This window comes from Acidovorax sp. CCYZU-2555 (genome assembly GCF_018413525.1).
Lineage (GTDB): Bacteria > Pseudomonadota > Gammaproteobacteria > Burkholderiales > Burkholderiaceae_C > Comamonas.
In genome coordinates this window covers 1-15,741 of record NZ_JAHCDD010000057.1, presented here as the reverse complement: position 1 = coordinate 15,741, position 15,741 = coordinate 1, and the positions used below count along the sequence as shown (strand labels likewise).

At 65.9% G+C, this 15,741-nt stretch carries 16 protein-coding genes; 5 read left to right on the top strand and 11 right to left on the bottom strand.

The window, feature by feature from the left end; translation table 11 throughout:
* Positions 1–4 precede the first annotated feature (4 nt).
* Entirely contained in the window at positions 5–913 is a 909-nt protein-coding gene (locus tag KHY18_RS18645) for a LysR family transcriptional regulator (RefSeq protein ID WP_213303294.1), read from the bottom strand.
* A 186-nt stretch (positions 914–1,099) separates the two neighbouring features.
* Between KHY18_RS18645 and KHY18_RS18640 the strand changes: the two genes are divergently transcribed.
* Positions 1,100–2,080: a Bug family tripartite tricarboxylate transporter substrate binding protein gene (locus KHY18_RS18640; RefSeq protein ID WP_502769180.1), complete on the top strand. Its 981-nt coding sequence runs from the start codon at positions 1,100–1,102 to the stop codon at positions 2,078–2,080.
* Between the two features lie 84 nt (positions 2,081–2,164).
* Here KHY18_RS18640 and KHY18_RS18635 read toward each other — a convergent pair whose 3' ends face one another.
* The 10 genes from KHY18_RS18635 to KHY18_RS18590 form a co-directional block, all read right to left on the bottom strand.
* Complete coding sequence (locus tag KHY18_RS18635; protein WP_213303288.1) at positions 2,165–3,178, bottom strand: aldo/keto reductase; 1,014 nt, start codon at positions 3,176–3,178, stop codon at positions 2,165–2,167.
* A gap of 91 nt (positions 3,179–3,269) precedes the next feature.
* Complete coding sequence (locus tag KHY18_RS18630) at positions 3,270–4,229, bottom strand: Gfo/Idh/MocA family oxidoreductase (protein WP_213303285.1); 960 nt, start codon at positions 4,227–4,229, stop codon at positions 3,270–3,272.
* Positions 4,226–5,092, bottom strand: coding sequence for a class III extradiol dioxygenase subunit beta (locus tag KHY18_RS18625; RefSeq protein ID WP_213303282.1), 867 nt, complete (start codon positions 5,090–5,092; stop codon positions 4,226–4,228). Before KHY18_RS18625 ends, KHY18_RS18630 begins: the two co-directional genes overlap by 4 nt.
* Positions 5,092–5,535 (bottom strand): protocatechuate 4,5-dioxygenase subunit alpha, encoded by a 444-nt coding sequence (ligA, locus tag KHY18_RS18620; protein WP_213303279.1) that lies wholly within the window; start codon positions 5,533–5,535, stop codon positions 5,092–5,094. Before ligA ends, KHY18_RS18625 begins: the two co-directional genes overlap by 1 nt.
* 2 nt (positions 5,536–5,537) lie before the next feature.
* Positions 5,538–6,455: an amidohydrolase family protein gene (locus KHY18_RS18615; RefSeq protein ID WP_213303276.1), complete on the bottom strand. Its 918-nt coding sequence runs from the start codon at positions 6,453–6,455 to the stop codon at positions 5,538–5,540.
* 13 nt (positions 6,456–6,468) lie between these two features.
* Entirely contained in the window at positions 6,469–7,152 is a 684-nt protein-coding gene (ligK, locus tag KHY18_RS18610) for a 4-carboxy-4-hydroxy-2-oxoadipate aldolase/oxaloacetate decarboxylase (protein ID WP_213303273.1), read from the bottom strand.
* A gap of 28 nt (positions 7,153–7,180) precedes the next feature.
* The gene (locus tag KHY18_RS18605; RefSeq protein ID WP_213303270.1) at positions 7,181–8,209 is read right to left on the bottom strand and encodes an amidohydrolase family protein; all 1,029 of its coding nucleotides are present in this window, start codon (positions 8,207–8,209) and stop codon (positions 7,181–7,183) included.
* A 36-nt stretch (positions 8,210–8,245) separates the two neighbouring features.
* Positions 8,246–9,622, bottom strand: a complete 1,377-nt coding sequence (locus KHY18_RS18600; protein ID WP_213303267.1) for an MFS transporter — start codon at positions 9,620–9,622, stop codon at positions 8,246–8,248.
* 71 nt (positions 9,623–9,693) lie between these two features.
* Positions 9,694–10,812 (bottom strand): 4-oxalomesaconate tautomerase, encoded by a 1,119-nt coding sequence (locus KHY18_RS18595; RefSeq protein WP_213303264.1) that lies wholly within the window; start codon positions 10,810–10,812, stop codon positions 9,694–9,696.
* Positions 10,813–10,897: 85 nt separating this feature from the next.
* Positions 10,898–11,821, bottom strand: coding sequence for a LysR family transcriptional regulator (locus KHY18_RS18590; protein ID WP_213303261.1), 924 nt, complete (start codon positions 11,819–11,821; stop codon positions 10,898–10,900).
* Between the two features lie 75 nt (positions 11,822–11,896).
* Between KHY18_RS18590 and KHY18_RS18585 the strand changes: the two genes are divergently transcribed.
* The 4 genes from KHY18_RS18585 to KHY18_RS18570 form a co-directional block, all read left to right on the top strand.
* The gene (locus KHY18_RS18585; RefSeq protein ID WP_213303259.1) at positions 11,897–12,775 is read left to right on the top strand and encodes an HpcH/HpaI aldolase/citrate lyase family protein; all 879 of its coding nucleotides are present in this window, start codon (positions 11,897–11,899) and stop codon (positions 12,773–12,775) included.
* Positions 12,776–12,826: 51 nt separating this feature from the next.
* Complete coding sequence (locus KHY18_RS18580) at positions 12,827–13,822, top strand: tripartite tricarboxylate transporter substrate binding protein (protein ID WP_213303257.1); 996 nt, start codon at positions 12,827–12,829, stop codon at positions 13,820–13,822.
* A gap of 99 nt (positions 13,823–13,921) precedes the next feature.
* A complete protein-coding gene (locus KHY18_RS18575; protein WP_213303255.1) occupies positions 13,922–15,094 on the top strand; it encodes a CoA transferase in 1,173 nt (390 codons plus the stop codon).
* Positions 15,095–15,181: 87 nt separating this feature from the next.
* The coding region (locus tag KHY18_RS18570) for a hypothetical protein (RefSeq protein ID WP_213303253.1) at positions 15,182–15,741 on the top strand (560 nt) is incomplete at its 3' end.

Here is a 15,741-nt window from a genome sequence, read left to right as displayed (position 1 = left end):
AAAATCACTCCCCCTTCAAAGGCCTGACAGCCGCCTCCAGGCACAGACCCCGCAGCAACTCTGAAGTGCGGCGAATCAGCGGCGTGCTTTTCTTCTTCGCCGACTGCGCCATGCACAGCGTGCTCACGATGCCCGGCGATTCGATGGGAATGCAGGCCAGTTCGTCCTGGTGGTCATGGCTGCTGAGTGCGCTGGCCGTGAGCGCGGCGTAGCCGTAGCCGCCGCGCACCAGGTCCAGGATCGCGGGCACGCTGGAGACTTCCCAGACCACGTTGAGCTTGACCTGCGACAGCGTGGCCTGCGCTTCCATCAGCTTGCGAAAGATCTGGCCGCGCTGGGGCATGATCAGCGGATAGCCCGACAGCTCGTCAAAGCGCACCGACGTGCGATGGCCCATGCTTGCGGGTCCGATCAGGCACAGCCGCTCTTCGAGCACGGGCGTGACTTCGACCTGCGGCTGGGGCTCGGGCGTGTAGACCAGCGCCAGGTCCATACGGCCCGATGTGAGCCATTCGGCCATGTTGACTGAAAAGCCTTCGACCACGGCCAGGCCGGCCTTGGGCATTTCACGGCTGAAGATGTCGATCAGCGGCAGCGTGAGCCGGCGCGCAAGACTGGGCGGCAGGCCGACCACGATGCGGCCCACGGGTTCGTCGCGCTGGCTGCCCAGGTCTTCCTTGGCCAGGGCCACGCGCTGCATGATGGCGTGGCCATGCTCGAGCAGGCGGCGGCCGGCGTCGGTGAGCGTGACGCCGCGGCCGGTGCGTATCAGCAGCGTTTCGCGCAGCTCGATTTCCAGCGTCCGCACCTGGCGGCTCAACGCCGGCTGCGCTATATCGAGCAAGAGCGCGGCCTTGCTGAAGCTGCCGGTCTCGGCTACCTGGACAAAAGTTTCTATCTGCTGAAGATTCATGACGCACTCGAACTGTAACCATGCCATTTTGCTATAGCTGGTAGAGAGGCGGGCGTCTAGGTGATACGGGCGGGCCTGCCACAATGCAGAATAAGTTGCGTTCGCCCCTGGTTCGCATAAGAGCGAGCGCATTAAAAAACGCGATCAGCCGATAACGGAGACAAAATGACAGCAGAAACACGCCAAATGAACCGCCGCAGTGCCGGCCTTGCCCTGGGCGCGCTGGCGCTGGGCGCCATGGCCCCGGCGCGTGCGCAGACCATCACCAACTGGCCCACCAAGCAGGTTCGCATCATCAATCCGTTCCCCGTGGGCGGCGGCCCCGATGGCACTTCGCGCCTGGTCGCCGACAAGCTTTCGCGCCTGTGGAACCAGCCGGTGATCGTCGAGAACCGCCCCGGCGGCAATGGCTTCATCGCCATCGATGCGTTCAAGCGCGGCGCGACCGACGGCACCGACATCATTCAGCTCGACAACGTCCACCTCGCGGCCTACCCCCATCTGTTCAAGAAGCTGCCCTACAACATCGACAAGGACTTCGAAGTCGTGCTGCCGCTGTTTCGCACCTTCTTCTTCGTCTGCGTCGCCACCGACAGTCCCTACAAGACCATGGCCGACCTGATTGCCGACGCCAAGGCGCGTCCCGGCAAGCTCAACTACGGCTCGTGGTCGGTGGGCAATCCCGTGCACCTGGGCTCGGCGCTGCTCGAATCGCTGACCGGCACGAAGATGGAGCATGTGATCTACAAGGAAACCAGCCAGCTGTACACCAGCGTGGCCACGGGCGAACTCGCGTTCGCGCTGGGCTCGTCGGGCACGGCCGGCCCGCTGGCGCGCTCGGGCAAGCTGCGCTTCCTGGCCGTGCTGGCCCCGCACCGCCTCAAGGGCTATGAAGACGTTCCCACGGTCGCCGAATCGGGCGGCCCGGCCAATGCCATCGTCACCGGCTGGAACGCTTTTGCGGTGTCCAAGAGCACGCCCGCAGCCGTGGTCGACAAGATCCGCCGCGACACCATGAAGGCGTTGGCCGAACCCGATGTGCAGCCCAAGTTCCAGACCTTCGGCTACGAGAACTACTTCCCCACGCCGCAGGAATTCAAGACGTTCATGGTCGACGAGAACAAGCGCTTCGGCGATGTGATCCGGCGCGCGAACCTCGAGCTCTGAGCCGGGCGCCCGGCCTTGCCGGGTGCTGGAAAAGAAAAGCCGCTGCAGGCGACTGCAGCGGCTTTTTTCATCGCCTGCGGCCCTTCAGACCTGTGGCGCGAACTCTTCGGTATCGACTTCCCTGTGCCCCTGCGCCGCATAGCGGCTGCCCGCGATCGCCGACGGCTGGAACAGCGCGTCGAGCTGCTCGAGCTGGGCGCTGGACAGCTTGACTTCGGCGCCGTGCAGGTCTTCGTCCAGGTGCTTGCGCTGCGTGGTGCCGGGCAGCGCGATCACATGTTCGCCCTGGTGCAGCACCCAGGCGATCGCCAGCGCGGCCAGGCTGCAGTCGGCCTGTTCGGCGATTTCGCGCATGGGCGCGAGCAGGCGCAGGTTGCGCGGGTAGTTGTCGGCCGAGAAGCGCGGCATGGCAGCACGCACGTCCTTTTCGCCCAGCGTCCCCGCGTCGAGCAGATCGCCGCCCAGAAAGCCCCGGCCCAGCGGGCTGAACGCCACATAGGCAATGCCCAGTTCGGCGCAGCGCTGCAGCGTGCCGAGTTCGGCGTTGCGCGACCACAGCGAGTACTCGCTTTGCAATGCGGTGATCGGGTGCTCGCGGTGGGCGCGCACCAGCGTCTCGGCAGACACTTCGGACAGGCCCAGCGCGCGCACCTTGCCTTCCTGCAGCAGCCGGCCCATTTCGCCCACGGATTCCTCGATGGGCACCGATTTGTCCCAGCGATGCAGGTAGTAGAGGTCGATCACGTCGGTGCCCAGGCGGCGCAGGCTGTCTTCGCAGTTGCGCCGCAGCGTCGCGGGCCGGCCGTCGATCACGCGGCGCAGCACGCCGTCGTCGCCCGGCACACCGGCCATACCGCCCTTGCTGCACAGCGTGATGCGTTCGCGGTGCGGCGCGAGCACCGGGCCGACCAGGGTTTCATTCGCGCCAAAGCCATAGAGGGCGGCGGTGTCGAACAGCGTCACACCTTGGTCAAGCGCATGGGCCAGCAGCTCGCGGCCCTGCTCGGCGCTGGGCGGCGTGCCGTAGGCATGGCTCAGGTTCATGCAGCCCAGACCGACGGAAGTGACATCAAAGGGGCCGATTTTTCGCGTTTGCATCAATGGAATCCTTGGAAAGAACAAAGCCAGTGCACGCGTTTCGCGGGCACTGGCTTTCAGGTTGCGAGGTCAGGCAAGCATGCCCGATTCCTTAGCTCAGTTGTTGTTCAAGCTTATGCAGCACTTGATAGCAAGGCAGCACCTGGGCCACGCTGGCATTGGGCTCGCGGCCTTCGCGGATCGCGGCGAAGAACTCGCGGTCCTGCAGCTCGATGCCGTTCATCGACACATCGACCTTGGACACGTCGATCTTCTCGTCCTTGCCGTTGAACAGGTCGTCGTAGCGCGCCAGATAGGTGCCGTTGTCGCCGATGTAACGGAAGAAGGTGCCCAATGGGCCATCGTTGTTGAACGACAGGCTCAGCGTGCAGATCGCGCCGTTGGCCGCCTTGAGCTGGATGCTCATGTCCATGGCGATGCCCAGCTCGGGATGGATGGGACCTTGAATCGCGTTGGCCTGCACGATGGGGCTGCCAGCCTGGTAGGCGAACAGGTCCACGGTGTGGGCTGCGTGGTGCCACAGCAGGTGGTCGGTCCAGCTGCGGGCCTGGCCCAGCGCGTTGGTGTTGGTGCGGCGGAAGAAGTAGGTCTGCACATCCATCTGCTGCAGGTTCAGCTCGCCCGCGCCGATCTTGTGGTGCACCCACTGGTGGCTGGGATTGAAGCGGCGCGTGTGGCCGCACATCGCGACCAGGCCCGATGCCTTTTGCGCCGCGACCACGGCTTCGGCGTCGGCCAGGCTGTCGGCCATGGGGATCTCGACCTGCACATGCTTGCCGGCCTTGAGGCAGGCAATCGCCTGCGAAGCGTGCATCTGCGTGGGCGTGCACAGGATCACGGCGTCGACTTCGGCCAGCGCCAGGCTGTCGGCGAGGTCGGTGGTCACATGGCCTATGCCGTACTTGGCCGCGACTTCGCGCGTCTTTTCCAGGTCGCGGCTCACCAGCGACACGACTTCGACGCCGGCTATGTTCTTGATGCCGTCGAGGTGCTTGATGCCGAAGGCGCCGGCACCGGCCAGGGCTACTTTGATGGTCTTGCTGCTGTTCATTGGTTCTCCAGGATCAGATGGCCCACGGCGGTGTTGGACGCGGGCACATGGTAGAAGCGGTGTGCGACCTTGGGCACGGGCGCCGGGCTGTCGATGTCGCTCATCGCGCCGCGCGCGATCAGCCACATCACCAGTTCGATGCCTTCCGAGCCGGCTTCGCGCACATAGTCGATATGCGGCATCTTTGCCAGGCCATGGGGGTTGTCGATCAGGCGGTCCAGGAAGTTCAGGTCCCATTCCTTGTTGATCAGGCCCGCGCGCGCGCCCTGGAGCTGGTGGCTCATGCCGCCCGTGCCCCAGATGTGGACGTTGAGGTCTTCGTCATAGCTTTCGATGGCATTGCGGATCGCGCGGCCCAGGTTGAAGCAGCGCTGGCCCGAAGGCACGGGGTATTGCACGACGTTGACGGCGAACGGAATCACCGGGCAAGGCCAGCCCTGCTCGGGCGTGGGCTGGCCGCACATCAGCGACAGCGGCACGGTCAGGCCATGGTCCACGTCCATCTTGTTGACGATGGTCAGGTCGAAATCCTGCTGTATCACCGACTGCGCGATGTGCGAGGCCAGGTCGGGGTGGCCGACCACGGTGGGCACGGGGCGCGGGCCCCAGCCTTCGTCGGCGGGCGTGAACGTGTCGGCCGTGCCGATCGCGAACGTGGGAATCATGTCCAGGCTGAACGCCGTCGCGTGGTCGTTGTAGACCAGGAAAATGACGTCGGGCTTGTTGTCCTTCATCCACTGCTTCGAGGGCTCATAGCCCTTGAACAGCGGCTTCCAGTAGTCGTCCTGGTCGCGGCCCAGGTCGAGCGCGGCGCCGATGGCGGGCACATGTGAAGTGAAGACGGAGGCGGTGATGCGGGCCATTAGTTGCCCTCCTTGCGGGCGGAATTTCCTTGGGGCTGGCGGTGCGCCTGGGCGTCGCCGTCTTCGCCGACGACGCGGTTGCCGTTGGCCGAGCGGCCGCCGGCGACCATCATGGCGCGGTATTCGTCTTCGGTCATGCCGGTCATCGAGCCAGCCATCTGCTGGAAGCTCTTGCCGTCCGTCGCGCCGATCTTGGCCAGAAAATAGATGTTGCCGCCGGTGCGCATGCACCAGTTCAGATCGCGCGCCAGCACGGCCTGCTTCTGCTCTTCGGTCATCGCCCACTCGTCGAGATAGGCGCGCTCATCAGCCTTGAAGCGCAGGCGGTTCTCGGCCTTCATCAGCGACATGCAGAACTGGTTGAGCCAGTAGCCTTTGCGCGACTGCTGGGCGTCGAAGATGATGGTGCCGGGCACATCGGTATAGGGTTTATGCAGAGCCATGATCAGGCTTCCTCGGGCCAGTAGAGACGCATGGGATTGTCCACCAGCAGCTTGCGTTGCAGTTCTTCCGTAGGCGCGATGTGGGGAATGAAATCCACCAGCAGGCCGTCGTCGGGCATGTGGTCCTTGAGATTGGGGTGCGGCCAGTCGGTGCCCCACAGCACGCGGTCAGGGAATTCCTCGACCACGCGGCGCGCGAACGGCACCACATCCTTATAGGCATTCTGCTCGCCGTCGAGCGCCTTGGGGCCGGTCACGGACAGGCGCTCGGGGCACGAGACCTTGCTCCAGACGTTCTTGTGCTCGCGCATGAACTTCAGGAACAGCTCGAACTCGGGGCCGTCGATGGGCTTGCTCACATCGGGGCGGCCCATGTGGTCCACGACCACCGTGGTCGGCAGGCTGGTGAAGAAGTCCCACAGCTCGGGCAGATCGACGGCCTCGAAGTAGATCACCACATGCCAGCCCAGTTTCTGGATGCGGCCCGCGATTTCCAGCAGCTCGTCCTTGGGCGTGAAGTCGACCAGGCGCTTGACGAAATTGAAGCGCACGCCGCGCACGCCGGCGTCATGCAGCTTCTGCAGTTCTTCGTCGCTGATGCTGCGCTTGACGGTGGCCACGCCACGCGCCTTGCCGCCCGCGGCGAGACATGCATCGACCATGGCGCTGTTGTCGGCGCCGTGGCAGGTGGCCTGCACGATCACATTGCGCGCAAAGCCCAGGTGGTCGCGCAGGGCGAACAGCTGGGCCTTGCTCGCGTCGCAAGGCGTGTACTTGCGCTCGGGCGCGAACGGGAATTCGTTGCCCGGGCCGAACACATGGCAGTGGGCATCGACCGCGCCCGCAGGCACCTGGAACTTGGGCTTGGCCGGGCCGCTGTACCAGTCGAGCCAGCCGGGGGTTTTTTCAAAATTGGGCATTTTGTTCCGTCCTTCAGTCGATGTAACGTAGGCCCGCTTTTTCCAGCGGTTCGCGCATCTTGTACATGTCGAGGCCCAGCACGCCCGAAGCCAGCTTGGCGCGCTTTTCGCCTTCGAAGCTTTCGCGCTTTTGCGCGGCCTCGAGCGTGGCGACGGCCTTGGCCGCGGGCACGCAGACCACGCCGTCGTCATCGGCGACGATCACATCGCCGGGCGTGACCCACATGCCCGCGCAGACCACGGGAATGTTGACCGAGCCCAGCGTGGCCTTGATGGTGCCGCGCGACGAGATCGCCCGGCTCCAGACCGGGAAGTTCATCTCTTGGAGCGTCTTCACATCGCGCACGCCGGCGTCGATGATCAGCGCGCGCGCGCCGCGCGCCTGGAAGCTGGTCGCCAGCAGATCGCCGAAATAGCCGTCCGTGCATTCGGAAGTGACGGCCGCGACCACCACGTCGCCGGGCTGGATCTGTTCGGCCGCGACATGCATCATCCAGTTGTCGCCGGGCTGCAGCAGCACCGTGACGGCTGTGCCAGACACCTGCTGGCCCGGGTAGATGGGACGCATATAGGGCTTGAGCAGGCCCACGCGGCCCATGGCTTCGTGCACCGTCGCCGAGCCCAGGGCCGCGAGGCCGTCGGCTGCTGCCTTGTCGGCACGTTGAATGTTGCGATAAACCACACCGAGTTCGTACATCTGAATCTCCTGTCTGTTGTCGGCCTGCTTACAGGCCCTTCTTCTTGAGCGCGGCGTCGAGGCGCGTGAACACGCGGCGCGCATTGCCTTCGTAGACCTGGAAGCGCTCTTGCTCGTTGAGGTTGACCGTGTCTTCGATGTAGCGCTTGGTGTCGTCGTAGTAATGGCCCGTGGTCGGATCGATGCCGCGCACCGCGCCAATCATCTCGCTGGCAAAAAGAATGTTCTTGACGGGGATCACCTTGGTGAGCAAATCAATGCCCGGCTGGTGGTAGACGCAGGTGTCGAAGTAGATGTTGTTGAGCAGATGCTCGTCGAGCAACGGCTTCTTCAGCTCCTGCGCCAGGCCGCGGAAACGCCCCCAGTGGTAAGGCACGGCGCCGCCGCCATGCGGAATCAGGAACTTGAGCGTGGGGAAGTCCTTGAACAGATCGCTGGTCAGGCATTGCATGAAGGCCGTGGTGTCGGCGTTCAGATAGTGCGCGCCCGTGGTGTGGAAGCAGCTGTTGCAGCTGGTGCTCACATGGACCATGGCGGGAATGTCGTACTCGACCATCTTCTCGTAGATCGGGTACCAGCTGCGGTCCGACAGCGGCGGCGAAGTCCAGTGGCCGCCCGATGGATCGGGGTTGAGGTTGATGCCCACGTTGCCGTATTGCTCGACGCACTTCACCAGTTCGGGAATGCAGGTCGCAGGGTCCACGCCCGGCGACTGCGGCAGCATGGCCGCGGGAATGAAGTAGTCGGGGAACAGTTCGCTCACGCGATAGCACAGCTCGTTGCAGATCGCGGCCCAGGTGGCCGAGGTCTCGAAGTCGCCGATGTGGTGGGCCATGAAGCTCGCGCGCGGGCTGAAGATCGTCAGATCGGAGCCGCGCTGCTTCATCAGCTTGAGCTGGTTGTTCTCGATGGTGTCGCGGATTTCGTCGTCGCTGATCTTCAGCGAACTCGCCGATGGGGCCTGGCTAGGGTCCTTGAGACCGGCGATCTGCAGGTCGCGCCAGGCGCCGAGGGCGGCCGGAGCCGTGGTGTAGTGGCCGTGTACGTCAATGATCATCGCAATGTTCTCCTGAGATTCTTAGAGGGTGCCGGCTCAATGCGCGGCGGTGCGGCCCACGGTCTCGCCGTGGGGCTTGGGACTGAAATATTCCTTGACGATCAGCGCGCCCGTGGCGACCAGGCCGGCCACGGCGACCACGCTGAAAATCTCGCTGAAGCCCAGGTGCCGGGCCGACAGCTCGGCCACCAGGAACGAGCCGGCGATGCCGCCGAAGCGGCCAATGCCCAGCATCCAGGCCACGCCCGTGGCACGGCCGCGCGTCGGGTAGAACGCCGCGGCCAGCGCGGGCATGGACGACTGGGCGGTGTTCATGATCGTGCCCGCGAGAAACACCGACACCACGAGCCAGCCGAGATTGCCCGCGGTCTGGCCTATCCACCAGATCGAGACAGCGGTCAGCGCATAGCCGACGGCGATGATGCGCGTGGCGTTGAAGCGGTCCATGAGCCAGCCGAAGAACACCGCGCCCACGCCGCCCAGCGGGAACAGCGCAGCCACCAGCGCGCCGGTCTTGGGGTCCAGGCCCGCGTCGCGAAACAGAATGGGCATCCAGTTGATCAGCGCATAGAAGATCACCAGGCCCATGAAGTAGGCGATCCACATCATCACCGAGCCCACGCGGTATGGCGCCGACAGCACCACGCCTATGCCGCTCTTGGCGTCCGACGCGGGCGCGGTCTCGGTCAGCACGAAGCGCTGCACGCTCTTGACGCTGTCGCCCGCGATGCGCAGCAGCACGCTGCGCACGCGCTCTATCGGGTATTGCTTGGCGACCATGTAGCGCACCGACTCGGGCAATTGCCACAGCAGCAGCACGACCAGAATCAGCGGCAGCACGCCGCCCAGTATCAGCACGCTGCGCCAGCCCAGCAGCGGAATCATCCAGGCCGCGAGAAAGCCGCCGAAGGCCGCGCCCAGAGGAAAGCCGCAGAACATGGCATTGGTCAGCGTGGAGCGGCGGCTGTCGGGGCAGTACTCGCTCATCAGCGTCACCGCATTGGGCATGGCCGCGCCCAGGCCCACGCCGGTGATGAAGCGCAGCACGGTCAGCGTCCAGAGATTGGGCGAAAAACCCGAGCCCAGGCAGGCCACGGCAAACACCGCGACCGAGCCCACGAGCACGACCTTGCGGCCCAGCTTGTCGGCCAGCGGGCCCGCGCTGAGCGCGCCCGCGGCCAGGCCGAACAGCGCGGCGCTGAGCACGGGCGCGAGATCGGGCTTGCTCACGCCCCACTCGGTCATCAGATGGGGGGCGATGTAGCCAATCGCCGAAGTATCGAAGCCGTCGAGCAGCACGATGAAGAAACACAGCGCGAAGATGCGCCACTGGAAACCCGAGAACGGGTGTTCGTTGAGCAGGGTCTGCACATTCACGGCAGAGCCTGTCTCACGCGGGGACTTGGATGACATAACGCTTCACTTCACTCTCGCGGCAAACGCCTGGTCAGGCGCTGGCCATTTCAGACATCTACCAGGCGGATCTACCGCTCGCCGTTCCACACCGCGCGCGGCACCATGACTTCGCCGCGCATCAGCAGGCGCGCGGTGCGCAGCAGCGCGGCCTTGGTCACCACCGAAGGCTGGTCGGGGTCGCTGTCCAGCGTGACGCTGAACTCGCCCGTGGGGTGTTCGACCGACACCGTAACGCTGCCCGTGCCCTGGGGCACCTGGGCCACGCCTTCGCAGACCGTGCCCGGCATCTTCACGGCCGTGCCCACGGTCACCGCCGCGAGCACGCCGATGGCGTCGTGGCAGGCATGGGGAATGAAGCTGCGCGTGGTCAGCGCGCCGCCGTGCTCGGGCGGCGCGATCAGCGTCATCTTCGGGTAGTTCTTCTGCGTCACGTCGCCCAGGCCCATGCGCAGCGAAATCTGCAGGCGCAGCGCCTCGATGCGGCGCTTGAGGTCGGTGTCCGCATTCAGCTCGGCCACGGTTTCCTGGCCCGTGCGGCCCACGTCGGCGGCGCGCAGGATGACCAGCGGCATGCCGTTGTCTATGCAGGTGACGTCGAGCGTGAAGTCGTCGAAGCCTTCGCCCGTGACGGTGATGCGGTCCTTGGCGTTGCCCGTGGGCAGCAGGCTGGAGCAGACCGAGCCCGCGGTGTCGAGAAAGCTGATGTCGACCGGTGCCGACTGGCCGGGCGCGCCATCGATGCGCGCCGTGCCTTCATAGGAGATCTGACCGCCCGGCGTCTGCACGGTGATGTCAGCGGCCATGTCGGTGTTGAGCGTGAGCACGCGGAAAGTGCTGGTCTCGCCGCGCGCCTTCAGCATGCCGGTCTCGAGCGCGAACGGCACGACCGCCGCGAGCATGTTGCCGCAGTTGGGCGTGGTGTCGACCGTGTCTTTTTCGGGCTGCAGCTGGGCGAACAGGAATTCGAGATCGATGCCTTCGCGCTTGCTGAGAGACACCATGCCGACCTTGCTGGTCAGCGGGTGGGCGCCGCCAACGCCGTCGATCTGGCGCCTGTCGGGCGAACCCAGCGCCGCCAGCAGCACCTTGTCGCGCGTGGGCAGGTCTTGCGGCAGGTGTTCGGCACGAAAGAAAGGTCCTTTCGAGGTGCCGCCACGCATCAAAAGGCAGGGAATGGCCGTTTGCATCGCTGTTATGTCTCCTGTGTATTGCTGCACATTCTGAACACTTGCAGCGGGCACCACTAGGCGTATCGCCCGCTAGCAGGTATAGCTATTCGGCATAACCCGCAGAGGGTTTCGAGCCAGGAACGGCATAGCTGCGCTCGCGCACCACGGCCTGGGCGCAATCGACGAGCCGGTGGATGCGCGCCAGCCGCGGCGAGGAACGCAGCCACAGCGTGCCGAAGCGGCGCGACTCGGTCTGGCCCGGCAGCGCCAGCCGCACGACGTTGTGGCCGTCGGGCCATTCGAGCGCGGTATCGGGCACGACGGCCACGCCCAGACCGCGGTCGACCATCATCGAGATCGCGACCAGCGAACTCAACTCGAAGCGCTCGCGCGGCACGGCGATCTGGTTGGCGCGCAGATAACGTTCAATCATCTGCCCGCCGCCCAGGCTGCGGTCGTAGCGTATCAGCGGCTGGGTGCGCAGCAGCTCGAACGGCGTCATATCGGCCAGATGCCGCGGCGCGAGCAATATCAGCGACTCCTCGCGCAGCAGCGACCAGTCGAAGGCCTTGGACAGCGCGAACGACGGGTAAAGGCAGATGGCCGCGTCCAGCGTGCCCTGCTGCACGGCCTGGTAGACCTGCTGGGTCGTGCCCGACTGCAGGAACACCTTGACGCCGGGCAGTTCGGCGACAAAGCGCGCGAGGATGTCGGGCAGCAGGCTGTGCAGCGCGGTGTTGATCGTGCCCAGGGTCAGTTCGCCGACTTCCGACTCCTGACTCACATGGGTGCGCGCATGCGCGAGATCGCGCAGCAACTGCGGCGCTGTCGCCGCGAGCCTGTGGCCCGCGGGCGTGGGCGCGACGGTGCGCCCGGCGCGCGCCAGCAGCTCGGTGCCGAACTCGCGCTCCAGCGTGCGCATCTGCTGGGCGACGGCCGCGGCCGTGCGGTGCAGGCGGCGCGCCGCCTCGGCAAGAGAGCCGGTTTCTATGACCAGCAGAAAGCTGCGCAGGTATTGGGTTTCCATTACCGCATTATTTCTTTGTTTTGAAGAAAGATTGCATGTGTTTCTTTTGTTTTCTGCGCATTCCACAATGGCCGCATGAGAAGCAAACTGTTTGTCCCCGCATCCCGCCCCGAGTTGTTCGCCAAAGCGCTGGTCGGCGCGGCCGACAGCCTTTCCTTCGACCTGGAAGACGCCGTCGCCGAAACCCGCAAGGACGAAGCCCGTGCGCTGCTGCAAGGCTTTCTGCACAGCGCACAAGCACTGACCGGCCACCGCAAGACGCTGATCGTGCGCATCAACGCCATGGACACGCCGCACTTCGAGCGCGATGTCGCCGCCGTCGTGTGCCCGGCCGTGCACTGGATCAACCTGCCCAAGCCCGAGACCGCCGATGACGTGCGCGCCGCGGCCGACGCCGTGGAACGCGCGGCGCGTGCCGCGGGCATGGCCCAGGCACCGCGCCTGCTGCTGAACATCGAGACCCCGCGCGCGCTGCGCCTGGCGCATGAAATTGCCTCCGCCCACCCGCTGGCCGTGGGCCTGCAGGTGGGCCTGGGCGATCTGTTCGAGCCCTACGGCGTGCACCGACGCGAGCCTGCGGCCATCGCCCAGGTGCTGATGAGCGTGCGCATGGCCGCGGCCGAAGCCGGCATCGCCGCCTATGACGGCGCGTTCGCCAACATCCAGGACGCCGACGGCTTTCGCGCCGAAGCCGAACTCGCGGCCCGCCTGGGCTTCACGGGCAAGACCTGCATACACCCCAGCCAGGTCGCCGTCGCCAACGCGGTGTTCCAGCCCGGCGAAGCAGACCTCGCGAGCGCGCTCAAGGTGGTCAGCGCCGCGGCCCAGGCCAATGCCGACGGCGTGGGCGCCTATGTGGTCGACGGAAAGATGATCGATCGCCCGTTCGTGCTGCGCGCCCAGGCCATCGTGGCCCAGGCGCGCGCGCTGGGCTTGATCGCCGACAACGGCTGAGTGCAAAGGGCCGCAGAGCCCGCCGAAACGAATTACAACCAGGAGACAAAAATGCAGACCTTGAACCGCCACCCTTCGCTGCGCCGCAGCCTGCTCTGGACCGCGGCCGCGCTGGCCGTGACCGGCTTCGCGCCGCTGGCCCAGGCACAGCAGTACCCGACGAAGCCGATCACCATGGTCGTGCCCTACCCGCCCGGCGGCTCCAATGATTCGTTCGCGCGCCAGATCGCCAAGGAACTCGGCGATGTGCTCAAGCAGTCGGTGATCGTCGAGAACCGCCCGGGCGCGAGCGGCAACACCGGCACCGGCCAGGTCGCGAAGGCACCGGCCGACGGCTATACGCTGGTCGCGGTCTCGTCGAGCATGACGACCAACTCGGCCGTGCAGACCAAGATGCCGTTCGATCCGGTCAAGAGCTTCGCGCCCGTGGCGATGTTCGCGCGCGGCCCGTTCGTCGTCGCCGTCAACAATGACTTCGCGGCGCGCACGCCGGCCGAGCTGATCAGCGCCGTGAAGGCCAACCCCGGCAAGTTCAACTACGCATCGTCGGGCACGGGCAGCGTCAACCATTTCGCGACCGAACTGCTGCGCTCCATGGCGCCGGGCTTCGACATCACCCATGTGCCTTACAAGGGCCAGGGCCCGGCCGTCACGGACGTGATCGGCAACCAGGTGCAGCTGATGATTTCCAGCGGCCCGTCCATCCTGCCCATGGTGCGCAACGGCAAGCTGCGCGCGATCGGCATCACCAGCCTGCAGCCCAGCCCGGTCGCGCCCGAGCTGACGCCCATGGCCACGGCCGTTCCCGGCTACGAATTCGATCTGTGGTGGGGCCTGCTCGCGCCCGCGGGCACGCCCGCGCCCATCGTCAACCAGTTGAACCAGGCCGTGAACCAGATCCTCGCGAGCCCGCAGATCAAGGCCAACTTCCTGCGCGAAGGCGCGTTGACGTCGTCGATCACGCCCCAGCAGTTCGGCGATGTCATCCAGAAGGACGTCGAGCGCTGGAAAAAACTCGCCAAGGACCGCAACATCGTGGCCGACTGAACGGTCGCCACCTTCCCCCCAGGCAGTGGCGCGGCATGCGGCCGCGCACTGCCGCCCTGGGCCCCTGGCCCAGGGGATTTCAGCCAGAGACCAGACACCATGCAGCAAGACCTGTCAGAACAGCGGCCCGGCCCGCGCGGCCCCCTCAGCGGCATTCGGGTGCTCGATTTGAGCGCCTACATCGCCGGCCCCTATGGCTGTTCACTGCTCGCCGACCAGGGCGCCGAAGTCATCAAGATCGAGCCGCCCACGGGCGACAACCTGCGCAAGTACCCTTCGACGCTCGAAGCCGAAAGCCGCGCCTTCGTGGGCGTGAACCGCAGCAAATGGGGCATGGTGCTGGACCTCAAGCAATCGGAAGAACTCGCGACGCTGCTGCGCCTGGTGCGCGACGCCGATGTGCTGGTGCACAACTTCCGCCCCGGCATGCCCGAACGCCTGGGCATCGCATTCGAGCAGCTCACGCGGATCAACCCGCGCCTGGTCTACTGCAGCGTCACGGGCTATGGCGCCAGCGGCCCGCTGCGCACCAAGGCCGGCTACGACCAGGTGCTGCAGACCATGACCGGCATGTGTGCCATGCAGGCCAAGGAAGACGGGCCGCCCGAAATTCTCTACGGCTCGGTGGTCGACTACTACGCGTCGGCGTTGGTCGCCGCGGGCGTGTCGTCGGCGCTGTACGAGCGCGCGCAAAGCGGCCTGGGCCAGCATGTGGGCGTGTCGCTGCTGCGCGCGGCGCTGACCATGCAGTCGGCGCGCCTGGTCTGGGCCGAAGGCGAGCCGCGCGATATTGGCCGCGACATGCGCTCGGGCGGCATCACGGGCATCCACCCGACACGCGAAGGCCACCTCTACATCTCGGCCAACACGCCGCATTTCTGGCAGGCGCTGTGCGACAAGATAGGCCTGCCCGAACTCGCCGCCAACCCGCGCTACGCGAGCGTGCGCCTGCGCGCCCAGCACCATGAGGAACTCGTTCCGCTGCTGCGCCAGGCGCTGGCCGCGCGCAGCGCGCTCGAATGGGAAGCGCTGTTCGGCGAAGCCGTGCCCTGCGCCGCGGCGCGGGCCGTGGAAGACATGTTCGACCACCCGCAGGTGGCGGCCGAAGAGATGATCGCCGACATCGCCCACCCCACGCTGGGCAGCTACCGCGGCTTCACGCGCGCCATCGCCTTCGACCGCACGCCCGGCCCCGCGCCGTTCGCCGCGCCCACGCTGGGCCAGCACACGCAGCTGCTGCGCGACACGCTGGACGGGAAACCACCCCGGTAGACAGCAAGACAAGCGCTTCACCGACAAGGCGGCATTCACCCATCTGCTGGAATATGCGGCTGGTTGAACCACTGCTTTCTCGACACAATGACACAGAACCGTGCACCATTTCACCGCCCGCTGACACGCACGGCATTTCTCGCTTCCTGCATGCTGCTGGCGCACTCGGTGCATGCCAGCAATGCCGCGCTCGACGAGACATTCAAGACGTTCACCCGCTGCGACGCCCAGTTCTTCGCGAGCCTCCACACCCATTCCGCGGCGTGGAAAAAACATGCGCCGCTCAAGTCCGCAGGAAACATCAGCTGGATTCCCGTGCGCAACCGCGTGTACGGCGAGTCCGACTCCGTGCCCCTGCGCAACGCGCCGCAGGTGGCGGGCGTGAAACTGGTGTCCTACTTCGACAAGAGCGTAGAGCTCGACGTGCTGGGCAATTACCTGTTCTGGGGCTTCGTCGTCGAAGGCAGCCCGGACCAGGTCGCGCGCCAGCTGCGCCCGCTGATCGATCGCGGGGCATCGCTGCTGCCGTTGGGCGGCCTGCACGCGCGTGCCGAAGTGCGCAAGGACGGTCGCTGGGAGCTGGTGTCCGCGCCGCCCGGTGACGCGCCGGGCCGCACCCGCCTGGAGCGCGTGCTGATTCTCGAACC